This is a genomic window from Streptomyces sp. BHT-5-2 (genome assembly GCF_019774615.1).
GTDB lineage: Bacteria > Actinomycetota > Actinomycetes > Streptomycetales > Streptomycetaceae > Streptomyces.
In genome coordinates this window covers 180,675-196,407 of record NZ_CP081497.1, presented here as the reverse complement: position 1 = coordinate 196,407, position 15,733 = coordinate 180,675, and the positions used below count along the sequence as shown (strand labels likewise).

The window sequence follows — 15,733 nt, the reverse complement described above, 5'->3', positions numbered from 1 at the left end:
CGCCAAGCACGAACTTCACTACAGGAAAGAGGAATTCATGTCCGATGCCCTACAGCCCTTATCGCCCGGTCGCATCGTCATCCTCGGTGCGGGCCCCTGTGGTCTGGCGTGCGCGGATGAACTGGACCGGCTCGGCCACCGCAACTGGAGCCTGCTGGAGGCAGCGCCCACCGTCGGAGGACTGGCGTCATCCGTGGTCGATCGCGCCGGCTTCACCTGGGACCTGGGCGGCCACGTGGTTTTCTCCCACTTCGGAGAGTTCGACCGGCTCCTGGGCGAGCTGTTCGCCCCGCATGAGCTGCTGCACCACGACCGGTCCTCGTACATCCGATTCCGCGACCGCTGGGTTCCCTACCCTTTCCAGCAGCACCTCCACTGTCTGCCGCAGGCCGACGCCGAAGCGTGCCTACAGTCTCTGACGCACGCCTGCCAACAGCGTGAGCAGACTCTGCCGACGGGTACGGACTTCGCGACGTGGCTCCAGGCTCAGTACGGCAGTGGCCTCGTTGAGCGCTTCTTCGCCCCGTACAACACCAAGGTCTGGGCGATCTCGCCGGAGAAGATGAGCGCGGGCTGGGTCGCGGAGCGAGTGGCACCGGTCGACCTCGACGAGATCCTGGCGGCCTTCCACGGCATCGCGGCTCCCGCGCCTCGGTGGGGGCCGAACTCCACCTTCGCATTCCCCTCTGTCGGAGGTACCGGAGAGATCTGGCGCCGGCTGGGCGCCCGCCTTGGCAACCGAGTCCACACCCGCACTGCAGCCGCATCTGTTGACCTTGGCGCCCGCCTCGTCCGGCTGGAGAGCGGGGAGGCGGTGCCTTACGACCAGATCGTGGCCACCCTGCCGCTGGACCGACTTGTCGCCATGACGACGAGCTCGCCTGACGTGCGGGAGGCGGCCCGCCGTCTGAAGCACACCACCGTCGCCATGGTCGGCCTCGGATACCGGGCCCCCACCCTGGACGAGCGGTCATGGTTCTACTTCCCACAGGACGACGTGCCGTTCTACCGCGCCACCAACTTCAGCAAGTACGCGCCTGCCAACGTCCCCGGCGCCGATACCACTGCCTTCAGCTCATGGATGACGGAGATCTCCGTGATGCCCGGGACTCGAGTCGACCGGCGTGCCCTGGTGAAAACCGCCGATGCTGCGCTGCGGCGACATCGCCTGGTCCCCGGGCTCGCCGAACTGGCCACCGCCCACGTGGAGATGATCCCGTACGCCTACCCGATCCCCACCCTGGACCGGGACGAGGCGCTAGTGTTGACGATTCCATGGCTGGAAAGCCAAGCGATCTACCCTCGCGGCCGGTTCGGTACCTGGCGGTACGAGATCGGCAACATGGACCACGCGGTAAAGATGGGCATCGATATTGCACGCCGTCTGGTCACGGGAGCCACTGAGGAGCTTCTCGGCAGCCAGGACGCGGTTCCCGCAGGGAGTCGCTCATGACCACCACCAAGACGACGTCCGTCGCCTTCGCCGGACACGTCTTTGATGTCGAGGTGGACCAGGAGTTCGCCGTCGAACAGCGCAACCACCTGCACAGCTTCCTCCCCGAGACCGCGCTGTCCCCTCCCTGCGGACGTCTGACCGGTATCCGCATCCGCCACAACCGTGAGCTGTTCATGGACCGGGCCGCCCTCCTCCAGACGGTGCAAAGCCGGTGCGTCGAGCCGTTCCGTGGCGAACCGTACCTGTGGGCGCGGGTGGGCGACGTGGACTGGTGGCGCCCTCATCCCCGCTCGCATCTGCCCCAGGACCATCTCTACGCCCACGACTCCACCGGCCGCCTGCACGTCGTCCTCCACTCTGATGCCCACCGCGGAGAGCGCTATGTGCTGCGCGTCATCCGGGAAGTCGTGATGCGGTGCGGCGAAGAACGAGGCTGGAGCGCATTCCACGCCGCCGCGGCGTCCGCCGAAGGGCACGGAGTGCTCATCGCCGGCCCGACCACGGCCGGCAAGACCACCGTGCTCGCCGCCCTCGCCTGCCGCCGTGGCGCTGACCTGGTGGCTTCCGACCGAGCGATGCTCACCCAGAACGCGGCCGACGTCATCGGCGTCCCGTTGTCCATCCGCATCGCCGGAGGCACACTTTCGGCCCTGACACCGCACGAGGCCCTGCCTCCACACCGGGTGCTTCCCCGCACGTTCGGTACGAATCAGAAGGCGAGCTGCACCCCGCGGGACTTCGCCGCCGCCTTCGCCGCTCAGGTGCGCGAAGGTGCTCCACTACGGCTCGCGCTTCTTCCCCGGCTTCGCGACGACGACACTCCGCTCACCATCCAGCGCCTCCACGGCGAAACCGCACGTGCCGAGCTGACCGCAGCATGCTGCACCCCGGACGACGAGGACTGGCTCCACCCGTGGTTCGCGCATCGGAACCGGTCGATGGAGGGTCTGCGCGCCCAGGCCGGTCAGGTACTGGACGATCTGGTCGCGAACGTCCCGGTGTTCAGGGTCACCGCCGGCGTTCGAATTCCCCACCTGCTGGAACGCCTCGCCGACACCGTTACCAGGAGGCTCTCGTGATACCGAAACGCATCGCCCTGGTAGGTCCCGTGGCCTCCGGAAAGTCCACCCTCGCCGCCGCGATTGCCGAACACACGGGACTGCCTCACCTGGACCTCGACAACCTGTTCTGGGGAGCAGGCTGGACGCCCATTGACACCATGACCTTCCAGAACCGGGTCAGGGACGCGCTCGGCGCAGAGACGTGGATCGCCGACGGCAACTACACCGGCCCTGTCGGCGAGATGCTGCTGGGCCACACTGAGCTGGCGATCTGGCTCGACCTCCCCCTGCGCACCTGCCTGCCCCGGCTCCTCAAGCGCTCATTCCGGCGAGCCGCCCTCGGCGAGGAGCTGTTCGCCGGCAACCGGGAGACCTTCCGGCACCTGTTCGCCCGGGAGTCGATCCTCATCTGGGGCCCGGCCCATCACCACCATCACCGCCGCCGCTGGTACCACCACCTCGGCCCCAACAAGCCCCACGGATTGCCCGTGCTGCGCCTCACCAGATCCACGGCAGTTGCACCGGCACTCCAAGACCTGAATCTGTTGCCCGCAGCTACGAGGGCGGTGGCACCGTGCCGCATACCGTGATCGCCTCGGCCGTCCGTGTCCCCTGGCACAGCCGCCACGGGGGCTACGACCGGCTCCTGGATTACCTGCCGGAAGCCGAGCCTCTCACCGCGCCGCGGGGAATCACCGGCCGGAAGATCGCCGCTGCAGCCCACCACTTGCTTCGTCACCGCTGCCCCTTGCCCTTCTACCCGGCCGAACACTTCGCCACGGATGCGCGTGTCCTCGCCAGGCGCGGGCCCGCCCACGTCCTCTACGGCGACGAGCAGTTCTGGTTCTCCCGCCTTCGCCCGGGCCCCACCGCCGTCACCTATCACCAGCCACCCGCACACCTGGCCCGCTTCATGCCGGCCACGAACTGGCGGCGACTCTCCGCACACGCAAGCCAGATCATCACTCTCGCCCCCGACCAGCGGGCCTTCTTCGCCGACCACCTGCCCGAGGAGCGCGTGCATCTGATCCCGCACGGCATCGACATCGCCGCCTTCACGCCAGCAGGCGTACCGGAGGCCACCCGACCCCTGGTCCTGACTGTGGGGTGGTGGCTGCGTGATTGGGACGTACTGGACACGGTTCACGACCGGCTCCACCGCCGCCACGGCAATGACATCGAGCTCGTCGTTGTCACCCGTCAGGCCGACCGGCGCACCTGGCACCCGGCCGTGCGCGTGCTGGAAGGCATCAGCGAACGCGCCCTCACTCAGCTTTACCGTCGAGCCGTGGCCGTGCTCCTCCCTCTGACGGATGCAACCGCCAACAACGCACTCCTGGAAGCCCTGGCCTGCGGCACCCCGGTAGTCGCCACCGACACCGGCGGCATCTCGTACTACACGGGCGACAGCCTGGCGGCTCTCCTTACACCGCCCGGCGACGCAGCTGGCACCGGCGAAGCAGTCGAAACCCTGCTCGGCGAACTCGGCACCGCCACCCATGCCACACGACGTGCCGCAGCCCGAGAGCGCGCCGAACTCTTCGCCTGGCCGCGCATCGCCGATCAAGTCCGCTCCGTCTACGGCCTGCTGGAGGACGAACGATGACGATCGCCGAACTCTGGCTCCACTACACCGTCCCCGTCTTGCTGGCCCTTCTGCTGGCCCGCGGGCTCTGGGCACTCGTCGCAGTCGAACTCTGTGCCCGGTGGCTCCTGGGCAACGCACACCGAGATCCCGCCCCGGCCGACGAGGGTGGGCCATGGCTGGTGGTCCTGCTCCCCATGCTCCGAGAGCAAGCCCTTGCCCCCGAGACGATCGACGCCTTCACCGCCCTCGACTACCCACGAGAACGAGCAGTGGTTGTCGCCATCACCACCGAACGAGAAGAGACGGCCCGTCGTCGCGACTGTGATCGCCTTCCGGCACTGGCGGCCGCCAGCCGCCTCACCGAGGCACAACTGCACGGGCTGTTCCCCCGCGCCCACTGCGGCGATATCGCAGTCCAGGTCAACGCCGTTCCCAGGAAGAAGCGCCTCGCCGTCCTCACCGAGCTGTACGACGCCGAACTCACGACTCGCGAAACCGTCGCCGCTCTTGCCGAAGAGCAGCCGCCCGTCGGGCTGCGCCTGGTGCACCTGCACCAACCTGACATCGGTGGCCGCAAGGCCGGACAGCTCAACCATGCCGTCAACCGCCTCGACGGCATCCTCGGCCCCCTTGGCTGGCGCGAAGAGAACGATGCGGACAACACCTTTCTCTGCGTCTACGACGCCGACGCCGTCCCAGACGTCCGTACCCTGACCTCCTTCGCCGAGACTGCCACTCGCCACAGGGCCCTCACCGGACGGCCACCGTCCCTCATCCAGCAGCAGCGCCTGCCACTGCTCGGCCGCCGCCCCTTCCCGACCGGCGCAACCGGCCTGTTCCTGGCGGGAGAATGGCTCTACCAACTCCGCCGCTCACTCGGCATCGAACTCGCCCGCATCCGCCTGACGCAATGGCTCACCACCACCCAAATTCCAAACCCCATTCGGGCACTGCTGCGGCCAATGATCTACGGCGTCGGCTGCGGCATGACCGTCCACCTGCCGACCCTGCGAGACCTCGGCGGCTTCCCCGAACCCATGGAGGATCTCGGCATCGGCCACCGCCTCTCCCTCCTCGGCGCCGACATCACACCCGCCACCGTCGCCGTCCTGGACGAGCCCTATACCGAGCCGCGCGGCCTAGCCAACCTCCACGCGCTCGCCTTCCTCACGTCCGCCCGACCAGACCGGCATGCGAGGGCTATCGCTCACCTGCCGAGCGCCCTCTCCCGCATCGGCAAGGCGCTCCTGGTACTCCGGGAATGGACCGACGAGGCCGTCTGGCTCACCGGGGTCCCACTGATCGCCGCCGCGGTCATCTCCGCCTACTGGTCCGGCCCGTCGTACTCCGCGCTCGCCCTCGCGGGTGTCCTGCTGCACGGCCCCGTCCTGACCGCCCGACTCATCAAGCTGGTCCCTGCCCTCCACGCCGCGGTCGTCCCTCCGACCAGCCGCATCGCCGCCGCCCCACGCGGTCGCCGCGCGGGGCTGATCGCAAGCAGCCCCGCCCAACCGTTCATCCGCCTCATCGGCCCCTGGCGGATGATTCTGCGCCGCATCGCCGGTCACCCGACCACTTTCGGCAAGACTGAACGCTGAAGCACCACCCAACACATACAAGGAAGTTGGACCAGAAGGTGACCGAACCCGCCACCCCTGAAATCCGCACGTCCGCCAAAGCCGTCATCCTCCACCACGGCCAAGTCCTCCTCATGCGTGCGGTCTGGGAAGACCAGGAGTGCTACTTCCTCCCGGGAGGCGGCCAACACCCCGGGGAGACTCTCGGCGACGCGGTCCGCCGCGAAGTCGACGAGGAAACCGGCCTGTCCGTCACCGTCGAGCGGCTGCTCTGGCTCCGTGAATACATCGGCGCCCACCACGACCACCCCGTAAGCGAAGCCAACACCCACCGCATCGAAGCGATCTTCCTGTGCACCCCCACCAGCGATCCCGGCCCACTCGGCGGCCACGCCCAGGATGAGGTGCAGACCGGCCTGGAATGGGTACCGCTGGGCCAAATCCCCGCCATCAACCTGCTGCCGCACGCCATCCGCCAGCCCATCGCCACCCTCGCCGAGGCGCCCAAGCTGCCCGACACCTACCTCGGCGACGTAGCCTGACCGCGCCATGCACGGCATAGACGGCCGCGTCCCACCCAACGCCCGCGAGGTCACCACCGGCCAGGCCAACCGCGTCTGGTCGGTGGACGGACCCACGCCGTACATCCTCAAGCACTACGGCGACGCAAACCGTGGCGCCAACGAAGCTGCCGCTCTCCGCCTCCTGGCCCGGCATCATGCCCCAGCTCCGCAGCTATTCGCCACGTCCAGCGGCAGCAGTACCTCTCCATGGACCGCCCAGAGCGTACTTCACGCGAAGCCTGTGCCCATCGACCGGTTCCTGACGGAACTCGCCGAACCGCTGGCCGCCATCCACTGCATCCCCGGCACCCACTTCGGCCGCCTCGCCGGCGCCGGACAACACCACCGCTGGACCGACTACCTCCACGACCGTCTGCACGCGTACTCAGCAGCCGCCCCGGAATTGCGTTCCACGGCCCGACTCCTCCACCAACAAGTCGACGCCAGCGACATCGCCACCCAGCCAGTACTGCTCCATCACGACCTACAACCGAGCCACCTCCTCAGTGAACCCGCCGGATCCCGACTGCTCATCGACTGGGAGCTGGCCATCTTCGGCGACCAGCGGTCCGACCTCGCCCGCCTCGCCGTACGCCTCGACCTCGACGACCCCACACCCGTACTCGCCCTCACCAACCAGCAGGAACCCACCACCGAGAGTCGACTCCACCTGTACTGGCAGATCCATCTGTTCGCCGACGCCACGCTGAGCACAGACCCCGCCGTACGGGAGCGGGCGACCAGGAGGCTGCTCAGACGGAGGTGAGCAAGACACACCGGGAAGATTTCCCAAGCGAAGCGGAGACTTCTGCTCGACCCCAACCTACGGAATGCGGCACACCCGTCAGAAACCTTCAGGAAAATCAGCTCAGTCGCCGGGCTGTCGTGTAGGCCGCGTCCAGGACTACCCCGGTGTCCAGGTCACGGGCGGAGTCCGCCACCTCGACCGCCGTCAGATTCTTCGTGCCCTGACACAGCACCAGCCAGCGCCCGTGGAACAGCTCGTCAACCGTGTCCACCACACCGTCGGAGGTCACCTGCACGATGTTGACGTAGGCGCCAACCTCTCGGAGTTACCAGCCAGGAGGCTTGGCAGTACCCATGGCGTGGGTAACGGTGATCTCGATGACGACTCGCTCGGGATTGGGGCGCGGGGTCTTGTACCGCTGGGCGTAGCGCGCTTCGGCGTCGGCTACAGACTCTGGATCATCTTTGACAATCGCGGTGCCTTCGAGGGTGCACCAACGTCGGCCCTCGGCCTGACTGACCGCGACGCGGGCCCCTTGGCCGGCGGCGCGGATATTGCGGACCTTCTTGCTCGTGCCACTGCTGATAACGCGGGCAATGCGGGTTGCCGGGTCGTAGGTCACCCCCACGGGGACAAGGTGCGGAGTGCCATTGGGGCGTGTTGTCGTAAGGAAACAGGTCCGGTGCTCCTCCCAGAAGTCCTCGTGTGGCGGCGGGGGTACGGGGGTCGCGCTGGTCATGACACGTCCTTCTGCGGACGATGCCGGAGGCATGTGGAATCCGCTCAAACAGGTCGATCTCTCTTGGTTTAGACATCTCCGCGAACACGGAGCAGACCGCACACTCCGGGACCCTACCGAAGGCCGGGGCGAAGCATCTCCACGGACGCATAGCGGACAACGCCAGTCGGCGCAGCCGCCCTTGTTGTTCCCGAACCTCTCCACGGGCGCGGAGCGGACCGCTTTGTGTCGGCGACGAGGCTCCACATCGCCGGAACATCTCCGCAGACACGGAGCAGACCCCGCCTCCACCGCCCGCAGCACGTACTTTGCCGGAGCATCTCCGCGAACGCGGAGCGGACCCGCCGACTCCCGCGTTCCCGGAGGAGCCGTCCGGAGCATCTCCACGGACGCGGAGCGGACGCCGCACAAATCGTCGTCCGGCTGCCCTGGGCCGGAGCATCTCCGCGGACGCGGAGCGGACAGCCAGTGATTTCCGTTGGTGCACCAGCTGTACGGAGCATCTCCGCGTGCGCGGAGCAGACACGGTGCGAACGAAGTCCATGGCGAGCGTCGACGGCACATCTCCGCCTGCGCAGAGCGGACGTCACCCGCACACGAGACGACGTCGCCGGCGCCGGCACACCTCCGCCTGCGCGGAGCGGACGGACGCGGACCCGTGCCCACCGCCGACATCGTCGGCACATCTCCGCCTGCGCGGAGCGGACCTGACCCGCATGAGGACCGGCTGATCGGACCGCGGCACATCTCCGCGTACGCGGAGCGGACCAGCCGCACTACCCCCGGGCCGTCTGCGTCGCCGGAGCATCTCCGCGGATGCGGAGCGGACGTCGGCGGCGCCGAGTACGAGCCCGGACCCGTCGGAGCATCTCCGCAGACACGGAGCGGACTTCTTGGACAAGAGGAGCTGAGCGCTCAACCGCGGAGCATCTCCGCGGACGCGGAGCGGACCTCCGCCCTGAGCAGGCAGTGGACTACATCGTCGAAGCATCTCCGCGGACGCAGAGCAGACTCCATAGCCATCGAACTCGCCGAACGCATGGACGAAGCATCTCCGCGTAGGCGGAGCAGACCAGCGCGTCGTGTGGCTGATGCCGAACACCTTCGGAGCATCTCCGCGAACGCGGAGCAGACCCAAGGAACACACGGCGTGGGTCACCGGTCGATGGTGCATCTCCGCGGACGCGGAGCGGGCGTGATCGCGCCCTCCGATACCCCGCGGATGACCGGAGCATCTCCGTGGACGCGGAGCAGACGACCCAGTGGCAACACGTTCGTGGAACTCGGCGGAGCATCTCCGCGTACGCGGAGCGGACCGTTCAGCCTCACGGCAGTCGTAGAGGATGCCCGAAGCATCTCCGCGGACGCGGAGCGGACTTCACCGGCACAATGAACGGTGTCCTGTTCGCCGGAGCATCTCCGCACACGCGAAGCGGACACAGGCGATCTCCAGCCCGGCCAGCTCATTGTCGGAGCATCTCCACGGACGCGGAGCAGACGGCCAGTTCCTCAGAGTGATCGGTCTGGAGGACGGAGCATCTCCGCGGACACGGAGCGGCCGTTGGTCAGTCGCCGTGGTCCTCGGGCCATTCCGGAGCATCTCCACGGACGCGGAGCAGACGCGGTCAAACTCCGCATCCTCACCCGGGACCCGGGAGCATCTCCGCGGACGCGGAGCGGACGACGTCATCCTCTGGTTCTCCGACCCCAAGGAAGAAGCACCTCCGCGGACGCGAAGCGGACCCGATACAACCTGGTGACCAGATAGCAATCGGCGGAGCATCTCCGCAGACGCGGAGCGGAAACTAGGTGCGTGATCAGCGCGCCCCGTTCCTTCGGAGCACCTCCGCGGGAGCGGAGCGGACATCTGCGTCATTCCCATGATTCGCACCTCGAACGGCACATCTCCACAGACGTGAAGCGGACCATGTCGGGGGCTCGGCTGTTACCACGAGTGATGGAGCATCTCCGCGGACGCGGAGCGGACGCCTTCAGCAGCAATTCCTCCAGCCGGTGGACCGGAGCATCTCCGCGGACGCGGAGCGGACCTCAATGAGGTGGACTGCGGCCGTCGCCAGGTCGGAGCATCTCCGCGGACGCGGAGCGGACCACTCGAACCCGAGCAAATCCCAGCCGCCGGCCGGAGCATCTCCGCGGACGCGGAGCGGACACCGTCACCACTCCCGGCGTTGACACCAGCGTCGGAGCATCTCCGCGGACGCGGAGCGGACGACGTCAGCCTCTTCGTTCGAATTTGTCATTGCGGAGCATCTCCGCGGACGCGGAGCGGACGGGATCCGCGGGTGCGGCGCCGAGGAGTGGTACGGAGCATCTCCGCGGACGCGGAGCGGACGAAATTGCCCCGGTTTGATGGACAACCTTCCGCGGAGCATCTCCGCGGACGCGGAGCGGACAACAGCATGCCCTACAAGGGGCTGATCCTCGACGGAGCATCTCCGCGGACGCGGAGCGGACCGAGACGGCGGGCGTGCGACTGCACCGTGGACCGGAGCATCTCCGCGGACGCGGAGCGGACCGAGCCAGACGACTTCGGCGGCTTCAATTTTTCGGAGCATCTCCGCGGACGCGGAGCGGACACAGGTTCCCCAGCGTTCCATTCCCTGCGAGACGGAGCATCTCCGCGGACGCGGAGCGGACGGACTGCTACACGGCAACACCCCGCACCGCGACGGAGCATCTCCGCGGACGCGGAGCGGACACCAGCGCCTACTCGACGCGGCCGTCACCAAGCGGAGCATCTCCGCGGACGCGGAGCGGACTCTTCGTGACCTGCAACGTTCCACATGGTTTGCGGGTTCTTTACCGTGCCGGGAGGCGGGCGAGGGTGAGGAGTCCGCAGCCGTAGGCGCGGCCTTGGCCGATGCCGGTGGTGAGGAGGGTGCGGAGGGCGTTGGGGTCGGTGACGTCGAGTGCTCCTTCGTAGGTGGCGGTGGTGAGGGCGACGCGGATGGGTTTGTTGTTGTGGTCGTGTTTGCCGAAGGTGTTCTTGCCGCGGTGGCGGAGCTGGAGCTGGAGGGGGATTTCGCCGTCAGGTCCGATGTCGTTAGGTGTGCCGGCCGGGGAGATGGTGAAGCCGTGTTTGGGTGCTTTGTCGACGAGCCAGCGCAGTTGGTGGCGTGCGGTGGTGTGGGGGAGGCGGCGGCCTCGTTGGTCGGGTGAGGGGGCGGCTGTGCGGTAGGTGGGGGATGCGGTGAGGCGGAAGGCGTAGCGCTGTCCTGTTTCGATGCGGTCCAGGAGTGGGGTGTAGGGCTTGCTTTCCCATTGGGGCGTCTCGGCGGCGGGCCAGCCGGCGTCTTCGATGAGTTGGGTGTAGTCGGGGCGGGTGGGTGAGACGGTCCACAGGGTGGGGCGGCGGGTGTCGTCGGTGTCCAGGCGCCACAGGATGCGGGGCGGGGTTTGGCCGGGAGGTGTGGGTGGTTGGTCGGGGAAGCAGCCCATGATCAGGGCGTGGAGGGCGCGTGGGTTGCCGAGGAGTTTGATGGCGCCTTGGCGGCGGGGGTTGAGGTAGGCGCGGGTGAGGTACATGGCGGTCCTGTCAGCCGAGCAGGTCGAAGGGGTCGTGGGCGGTGGGGGTATCCGTGGATAGGGGCAGGGTGATGTGTCCGTGGCGGATGGGTCGTTCGGTGTAGCGGTGGCGGAAGGGCGGTGCGGAGGCGAGGGGTTGGTCCTGGAGGACGTCGGTGCCGGCCGGGTCTTCGGTGACTGTGTCCAGTAGGACGCTGGAGTGTCCCCGTGCGCGGTGGCGGGCGATCTCGTGTGCGCCGGCTTGCCAGGTGGTGGTGCGCAGGGCGTGGTCGAGGTCGCTGTGGTGCTCGAAGCTGAGGAAGAGGGGTTTGCTGGGTGGGCAGGAGCGGCGGCCGAGGAAGAGCGGGAAGCGGGGCCGGCGCAGGGCGTGGGCAGCCTTGACCAGCAGGTCGGGGTCGCCTTCGAGGTAGGCGGTGAAGATGGCGTCGGTGCGGTAGTGCCGGCGGGTGATCTTGGTGGAGTCCTTGGCTTGCAGGCTTCCGTCGTCTGCGGTGGGTAGGCGTTGGCGTGCTGGTTCGGTCGGGGCGTGGGAGGCGCCGCTGACGGTGTGGTAGTCGACCAGCAGTTGTCCGGGCTGGTCCACGCGGACCGCCAGGCGCAGGGCGGTCAGCTGCGCCAGGGTGACGTCGGTGGTTTGTGAGGGGGTTCCGTCGCGTGGGATGCCGCAGGCGGCGGCCAGGAGTCCGACGATGCCCGACTTGCTGGGGTAGGGCAGGGTGGTGCGGATGTTGTGCCGGCTGTTGATGGCCCAGGACTGCAGTGGTCCGGCCAGCCGCATGGTCAGGACGCTCACTTGGTCCGCGCCTCTGCGACGGCCTTCGTCAGAGCCTCTTCCGCCTGCTCTAGAGCCGTCTTCCAGGTGACGCGCGGCGGGAGCTTCGATTCGCTGTCGTCGGCGGACTGCTGTTGGAGGGCGGAGGGGTAGAGGGCGGCGGTCCAGGCCGGGGTGTCGCCCCACTGCTCGTCGGCGTCCGCCATGTGTGCGAACAGCGTGGTGGCGGAGGCTGCGAGGTATCCCTCGCTGGTGCGGGGGACGGGGCGTTCGAAGGCGTCGACGTGGCTGACGGGTCGGTCCTTGCGCAGGCTCAGGACGATGACTTCGGGCCGGGTGTGGTGGGCGAAGGTGTTGGCCTTGCCGGTGGGCATGCTGGTGGCGAAGGCGCGGATGAAGCCGAGTGCGGACTTCAGGGTGCTCTCGTCGTGCTGGTCGAGGTTGCTGTGCAGGGTGCGCAGGTCGATGGTGGCGTAGCGGTAGAGGGTGGCGGAGTTGAATTCGAGCGAGCCGATCATGCCGGCGCCCTTGTTGTCGTCCTTCTGCTCGTCGTCGACGGCGGTGAAGTAGTCGAATTCCGTGATGGCCTCGTGGGTGGAGATGGCGTGGGCGACCTGGCAGCCGGCGTCCACTCCGGTGTCGGGGGAGTTGGCGACCATCCGTCCGAACAGGGCCACGGAACCGGGGTGAGCGGTCACCCCCAGCTCCTTGAGGCCCAGGTCGGCCACGAGCTCGGAGAGGTCCTTGTCGGTCTTCGCGTCGGCGAGGGCTTTCGTGTGTGCGGCGAGGGTGTCGACGACTTTGTTGATCTGGGTGCGGCCGAGGAAGAGCAGGTATTCGGTGACTGGGCGCTCTTCGACCGGTTTGCCGTCGTCGCCCTTCTTCTTGGGCTTCTTGGCGGCGACCTTGAACATCGCGGTGGCTGCTGCCATGCCGATGGCGTCGGCCTTGTCCTTGAGGTCCGGTGCGCGCTCGGCGAGTTGGTCGGCGATCATCTGGGGCAGCTGGCGGGTGCGGACGGCGTCTTCGCCCGCGAGGACGCCGTCGGCCTCGAAGGCGGTGCGGGTGGCGCGCTTCCATGCCTGGGAGGAGACGCGGGCGCGCTTGACGCCGCCGAAGCGGGCGGTTTTGGGGCTGCCGTCCTGGTCGCGGTTGATGTTGGAGGGGGGCACGTTCTGCAGGATGTGGATGTCGAGGAAGGCCATAGCGCTACTCCTTGGGCGAGTCGGTCGCGTTGCTGTCGGTCGGGGTGATCTTGGGTAGGGTGCGGCGGAAGTCCATGCCCCAGTGGCGTACCAGTGCCTGGCGTCGTTCGGGCTGGTCCCAGGTCGCCAGGGCGTCGGTGAGGGCGACGTAGTCCAGCGCGATGTCGTAGGTGCGCAGCAGTGAGATCAAAAAGCGTAGGTGGGTGGTGAGTTCGGTCGTTGAGTCGGCGCTGAGCGCGGCGCGGAAGCGCTGGGAGGCGCCGTCCTTGGAGGGCATCTGTGTCTGCAGTTTGCGGGCGGCGGTGCCCAGGGAGATGCCGCGCCGGTGCATGGGGACGGACTTCGACTGCACGTGGCAGGCGTAGAGCGCCAGACTGTGGTGTGCGGCCGCGGTCACGGCCTCGCGCTGCCACAGCGGGACGTACTGGGCGAGTTCTGTGTCCTGGTCGCCTTCCAGCACGTAAGTGATCGGCTCGTGCATGTCGATTTCGTCGAGCGGCTCGGTATTGCGGCCCCGTCGGCAGGCAGCGGCCAGAGCCGGGTCGCGGTCGATCTTCTTGAGCTGCTCAGCGAGTCGGCTGTGCCAGGGCGGAGGATCGCCCTCTTTACGTCGCTCAGAGGCTGTGGTGGTCACTCGGGGTTCTCCAGGTCGGTGGGGTCGTCATCGGGGCCGTCGGTGTCGTCGCCGGCGTCGCTTTCGGTGAAGAGCTCGCGCAGGGCCTTGTGCAAGGCGCGGTGGAAGAAGATCTCGGCGAGAAAGGCGTCCATGACCTGGGCGTCATCGCCCTCGCCGGATACCTGACCGTGGAAGGCGGCCGGGGAGGTGGAGGCGAGCAGTTCGCGGGCCTGGCCGCGGATGATCTGCCGCACCTCGCGTGCCCACCGGTCCAGGGCCTCGTCCGGATCAGCGTCATCGTCGGTCAGGGAGGAGAGCCAGCGTCGAAAGGGTGCGTCCAGCTCGGCGTAGGCCGTCTCGCGGGCTCGCTCCCGATGACCGGCCAGTAGGCCCTCTTCCGAGCGACGGCAGCCCGAGGCCACTGCGAGGTTCTCCGCCAAATACGCCAGGGCTCGCACGGCGCCTTCCGCTGCCGCCACCGCGTCCAGTACGGCATCACGCCAGTCGTCGTCCTGGGCCGAGAACACCGCGATGGGCAGCGGCAGCTCATCGCCATAGGCTTCGTCGATCACCGCGCTCTGGTTGCCGTATTCGAAGCCGACCGCCAAGACGCGCAGCGGCATTCCCTTCAGCGCCGACAGCCGTTCTCGGGTGCCCAGTTGAGCCAGCATTGCCGGGCCCCGCAGGGTGGGGGCATCCCTAGCAGCCGTGGTGGAGGGCAGCTCGGCTCGCGCCAGCAAAGGGGCGAGTCCGCGCCACAGCTGCCGCTCGACGCGGTGCCGCACTGGCCAGTACACCAGCGGGAACTTGCGTTTGCGCTCCAGGTTCTCGCTGCGCTTCCACGACGAGTGCGGCTCGCTGCTCATCCAGCCGCGCAGCTCTTGGCCTGTGCTCAGCGCGATCCGGTCCCCGGCGCACACCACCACCTGCCGCACTGCGATCCCGCCGGGCAGCTCGGCGTCCGGTTCGGGGATCAGGCGGATGCGGCGCGCGGGCCAGGTATAGAGATCCAGTCGACCCTTGGGCATCCGCTCGGCCCACTGGCCCGATAGCGGCGGGCGTTCCCACACCGGAAGGTCACCTTCAGCCCCGGTCGTTGCCCCGGTCGGCAGCAGGTTGCACATCAGGGTGTGCCACAAGGTCGGCCCCATGGGCATGATCACGCCCAACTGGCCCAGTGCTCCGACGGGGTTGCCGGTCGTCTTGCCGGCCTTGGCCTTCTCATCGCCCACGGCACCGGTCTTGATCGCCGCGGTGTCCCAAGCGTGGGCGTGCAGCAACCACCGCGCCGCCTGCGCCGGACTCAACGCATCAGGCCGAGCATCGCGTTCGGCGGAGAACAAGGGCACGTTGTTGCCGCTGGCCACGTGCGGCACGAGCAGGGCCGCGGTCTTCGTCTTCCCGTTCAGCGCCTGCAGCCCTCCGCTCTGCATGAACGGCGCCGTTGCGTCGAACAACCCGAACCGTGAACGGTGCTCATCGAGATAGGAGTTGATCAGCCTTTCGTTGAAGGCAGCCTTGTCCCACCAGGTCTGCCACTGCTTCTCGTCTACCGGCCCATCCAGAGCAGAGTGCACGATGGCGAGCAACAACCGCACCACCGGCGGCACTTGCGACGGGACATCCAGGGCCAGACTGCGTACCTCGCGGGCGCGCACCAGCACCTCGCGCAGGGAGACCTCCCCCGCGCTGCCGTCCGTGAAGACGACCGGGAGCCAGTCGTCGTCGACCAGATTGAATTCCATAACGCTCCACCACGTAGGCATGACGGGACACCTGGCGCCGCACAGCGGTTGGCGCCCGGCTCCAGCTCCATACCTACAGCCCCCCACTGACAACGCGTGCTGACCTGCACAAACCTG

At 68.0% G+C, this 15,733-nt stretch carries 14 protein-coding genes and 1 CRISPR repeat array; of the genes, 7 read left to right on the top strand and 7 right to left on the bottom strand.

Annotation, left to right across the window (positions count from 1 at the left end):
* Positions 1 to 37 precede the first annotated feature (37 nt).
* From K2224_RS28740 to K2224_RS28710, 7 genes are all read left to right on the top strand, one after another.
* Positions 38 to 1,453 (top strand): NAD(P)/FAD-dependent oxidoreductase, encoded by a 1,416-nt coding sequence (locus K2224_RS28740; RefSeq protein WP_221910118.1) that lies wholly within the window; start codon positions 38 to 40, stop codon positions 1,451 to 1,453.
* Positions 1,450 to 2,535 carry a hypothetical protein gene (locus tag K2224_RS28735; RefSeq protein ID WP_221910117.1) on the top strand — a complete coding sequence of 362 codons (1,086 nt, stop codon included), beginning with the start codon at positions 1,450 to 1,452 and terminating at the stop codon, positions 2,533 to 2,535. Before K2224_RS28740 ends, K2224_RS28735 begins: the two co-directional genes overlap by 4 nt.
* Positions 2,532 to 3,107: a hypothetical protein gene (locus tag K2224_RS28730; RefSeq protein WP_260693537.1), complete on the top strand. Its 576-nt coding sequence runs from the start codon at positions 2,532 to 2,534 to the stop codon at positions 3,105 to 3,107. The genes K2224_RS28735 and K2224_RS28730 overlap by 4 nt, the downstream gene beginning before the upstream one ends.
* 158 nt (positions 3,108 to 3,265) lie before the next feature.
* The gene (locus K2224_RS28725) at positions 3,266 to 4,123 is read left to right on the top strand and encodes a glycosyltransferase family 4 protein (protein ID WP_221910116.1); all 858 of its coding nucleotides are present in this window, start codon (positions 3,266 to 3,268) and stop codon (positions 4,121 to 4,123) included.
* Positions 4,120 to 5,703 (top strand): hypothetical protein, encoded by a 1,584-nt coding sequence (locus K2224_RS28720; protein ID WP_221910115.1) that lies wholly within the window; start codon positions 4,120 to 4,122, stop codon positions 5,701 to 5,703. The genes K2224_RS28725 and K2224_RS28720 overlap by 4 nt, the downstream gene beginning before the upstream one ends.
* 38 nt (positions 5,704 to 5,741) lie before the next feature.
* Positions 5,742 to 6,224: an NUDIX domain-containing protein gene (locus K2224_RS28715; protein WP_221910114.1), complete on the top strand. Its 483-nt coding sequence runs from the start codon at positions 5,742 to 5,744 to the stop codon at positions 6,222 to 6,224.
* Between the two features lie 7 nt (positions 6,225 to 6,231).
* Positions 6,232 to 7,011 carry a phosphotransferase family protein gene (locus tag K2224_RS28710; protein ID WP_221910113.1) on the top strand — a complete coding sequence of 260 codons (780 nt, stop codon included), beginning with the start codon at positions 6,232 to 6,234 and terminating at the stop codon, positions 7,009 to 7,011.
* A gap of 97 nt (positions 7,012 to 7,108) precedes the next feature.
* On the opposite strand, the gene K2224_RS28705 is transcribed toward K2224_RS28710, so the two are convergent.
* The 7 genes from K2224_RS28705 to casA all read right to left on the bottom strand — a co-directional run bounded on the left by K2224_RS28705 (position 7,109) and on the right by casA (position 15,616).
* Positions 7,109 to 7,282 carry a hypothetical protein gene (locus K2224_RS28705; RefSeq protein ID WP_221910112.1) on the bottom strand — a complete coding sequence of 58 codons (174 nt, stop codon included), beginning with the start codon at positions 7,280 to 7,282 and terminating at the stop codon, positions 7,109 to 7,111.
* A gap of 36 nt (positions 7,283 to 7,318) precedes the next feature.
* The gene (locus K2224_RS28700; RefSeq protein WP_221910111.1) at positions 7,319 to 7,732 is read right to left on the bottom strand and encodes a PPOX class F420-dependent oxidoreductase; all 414 of its coding nucleotides are present in this window, start codon (positions 7,730 to 7,732) and stop codon (positions 7,319 to 7,321) included.
* A gap of 1,897 nt (positions 7,733 to 9,629) precedes the next feature.
* A CRISPR array of direct repeats spans positions 9,630 to 10,512; the repeat unit is 29 nt; unit sequence CGGAGCATCTCCGCGGACGCGGAGCGGAC.
* Positions 10,513 to 10,552: 40 nt separating this feature from the next.
* Positions 10,553 to 11,278 carry a type I-E CRISPR-associated protein Cas6/Cse3/CasE gene (gene cas6e / locus K2224_RS28695; protein ID WP_221910110.1) on the bottom strand — a complete coding sequence of 242 codons (726 nt, stop codon included), beginning with the start codon at positions 11,276 to 11,278 and terminating at the stop codon, positions 10,553 to 10,555.
* 10 nt (positions 11,279 to 11,288) lie between these two features.
* On the bottom strand, positions 11,289 to 12,071 hold the full coding sequence (gene cas5e, locus K2224_RS28690; RefSeq protein ID WP_221910109.1) for a type I-E CRISPR-associated protein Cas5/CasD: 783 nt from the start codon (positions 12,069 to 12,071) through the stop codon (positions 11,289 to 11,291).
* Positions 12,068 to 13,255: a type I-E CRISPR-associated protein Cas7/Cse4/CasC gene (gene cas7e / locus K2224_RS28685; protein WP_221910108.1), complete on the bottom strand. Its 1,188-nt coding sequence runs from the start codon at positions 13,253 to 13,255 to the stop codon at positions 12,068 to 12,070. Before cas7e ends, cas5e begins: the two co-directional genes overlap by 4 nt.
* Positions 13,256 to 13,259: 4 nt before the next feature.
* Positions 13,260 to 13,889 (bottom strand): type I-E CRISPR-associated protein Cse2/CasB, encoded by a 630-nt coding sequence (casB, locus tag K2224_RS28680; RefSeq protein WP_221910107.1) that lies wholly within the window; start codon positions 13,887 to 13,889, stop codon positions 13,260 to 13,262.
* Positions 13,886 to 15,616 (bottom strand): type I-E CRISPR-associated protein Cse1/CasA, encoded by a 1,731-nt coding sequence (gene casA / locus K2224_RS28675; RefSeq protein WP_221910106.1) that lies wholly within the window; start codon positions 15,614 to 15,616, stop codon positions 13,886 to 13,888. Before casA ends, casB begins: the two co-directional genes overlap by 4 nt.
* Positions 15,617 to 15,733: the final 117 nt, after the last annotated feature.

What these genes read in the sequence shown, in the direction of transcription:
- K2224_RS28740 (WP_221910118.1), top strand. Translation starts at nt 38, where the DNA reads ATGTCCGATGCCCTACAGCCCTTATCGCCCGGTCGCATCGTCATCCTC.
- K2224_RS28735 (WP_221910117.1), top strand. Translation starts at nt 1,450, where the DNA reads ATGACCACCACCAAGACGACGTCCGTCGCCTTCGCCGGACACGTCTTT.
- K2224_RS28720 (WP_221910115.1), top strand. Translation starts at nt 4,120, where the DNA reads ATGACGATCGCCGAACTCTGGCTCCACTACACCGTCCCCGTCTTGCTG.
- K2224_RS28710 (WP_221910113.1), top strand. Translation starts at nt 6,232, where the DNA reads ATGCACGGCATAGACGGCCGCGTCCCACCCAACGCCCGCGAGGTCACC.
- K2224_RS28700 (WP_221910111.1), bottom strand. Translation starts at nt 7,732, where the DNA reads ATGACCAGCGCGACCCCCGTACCCCCGCCGCCACACGAGGACTTCTGG.
- cas6e (WP_221910110.1), bottom strand. Translation starts at nt 11,278, where the DNA reads ATGTACCTCACCCGCGCCTACCTCAACCCCCGCCGCCAAGGCGCCATC.
- cas7e (WP_221910108.1), bottom strand. Translation starts at nt 13,255, where the DNA reads ATGGCCTTCCTCGACATCCACATCCTGCAGAACGTGCCCCCCTCCAAC.
- casA (WP_221910106.1), bottom strand. Translation starts at nt 15,616, where the DNA reads ATGGAATTCAATCTGGTCGACGACGACTGGCTCCCGGTCGTCTTCACG.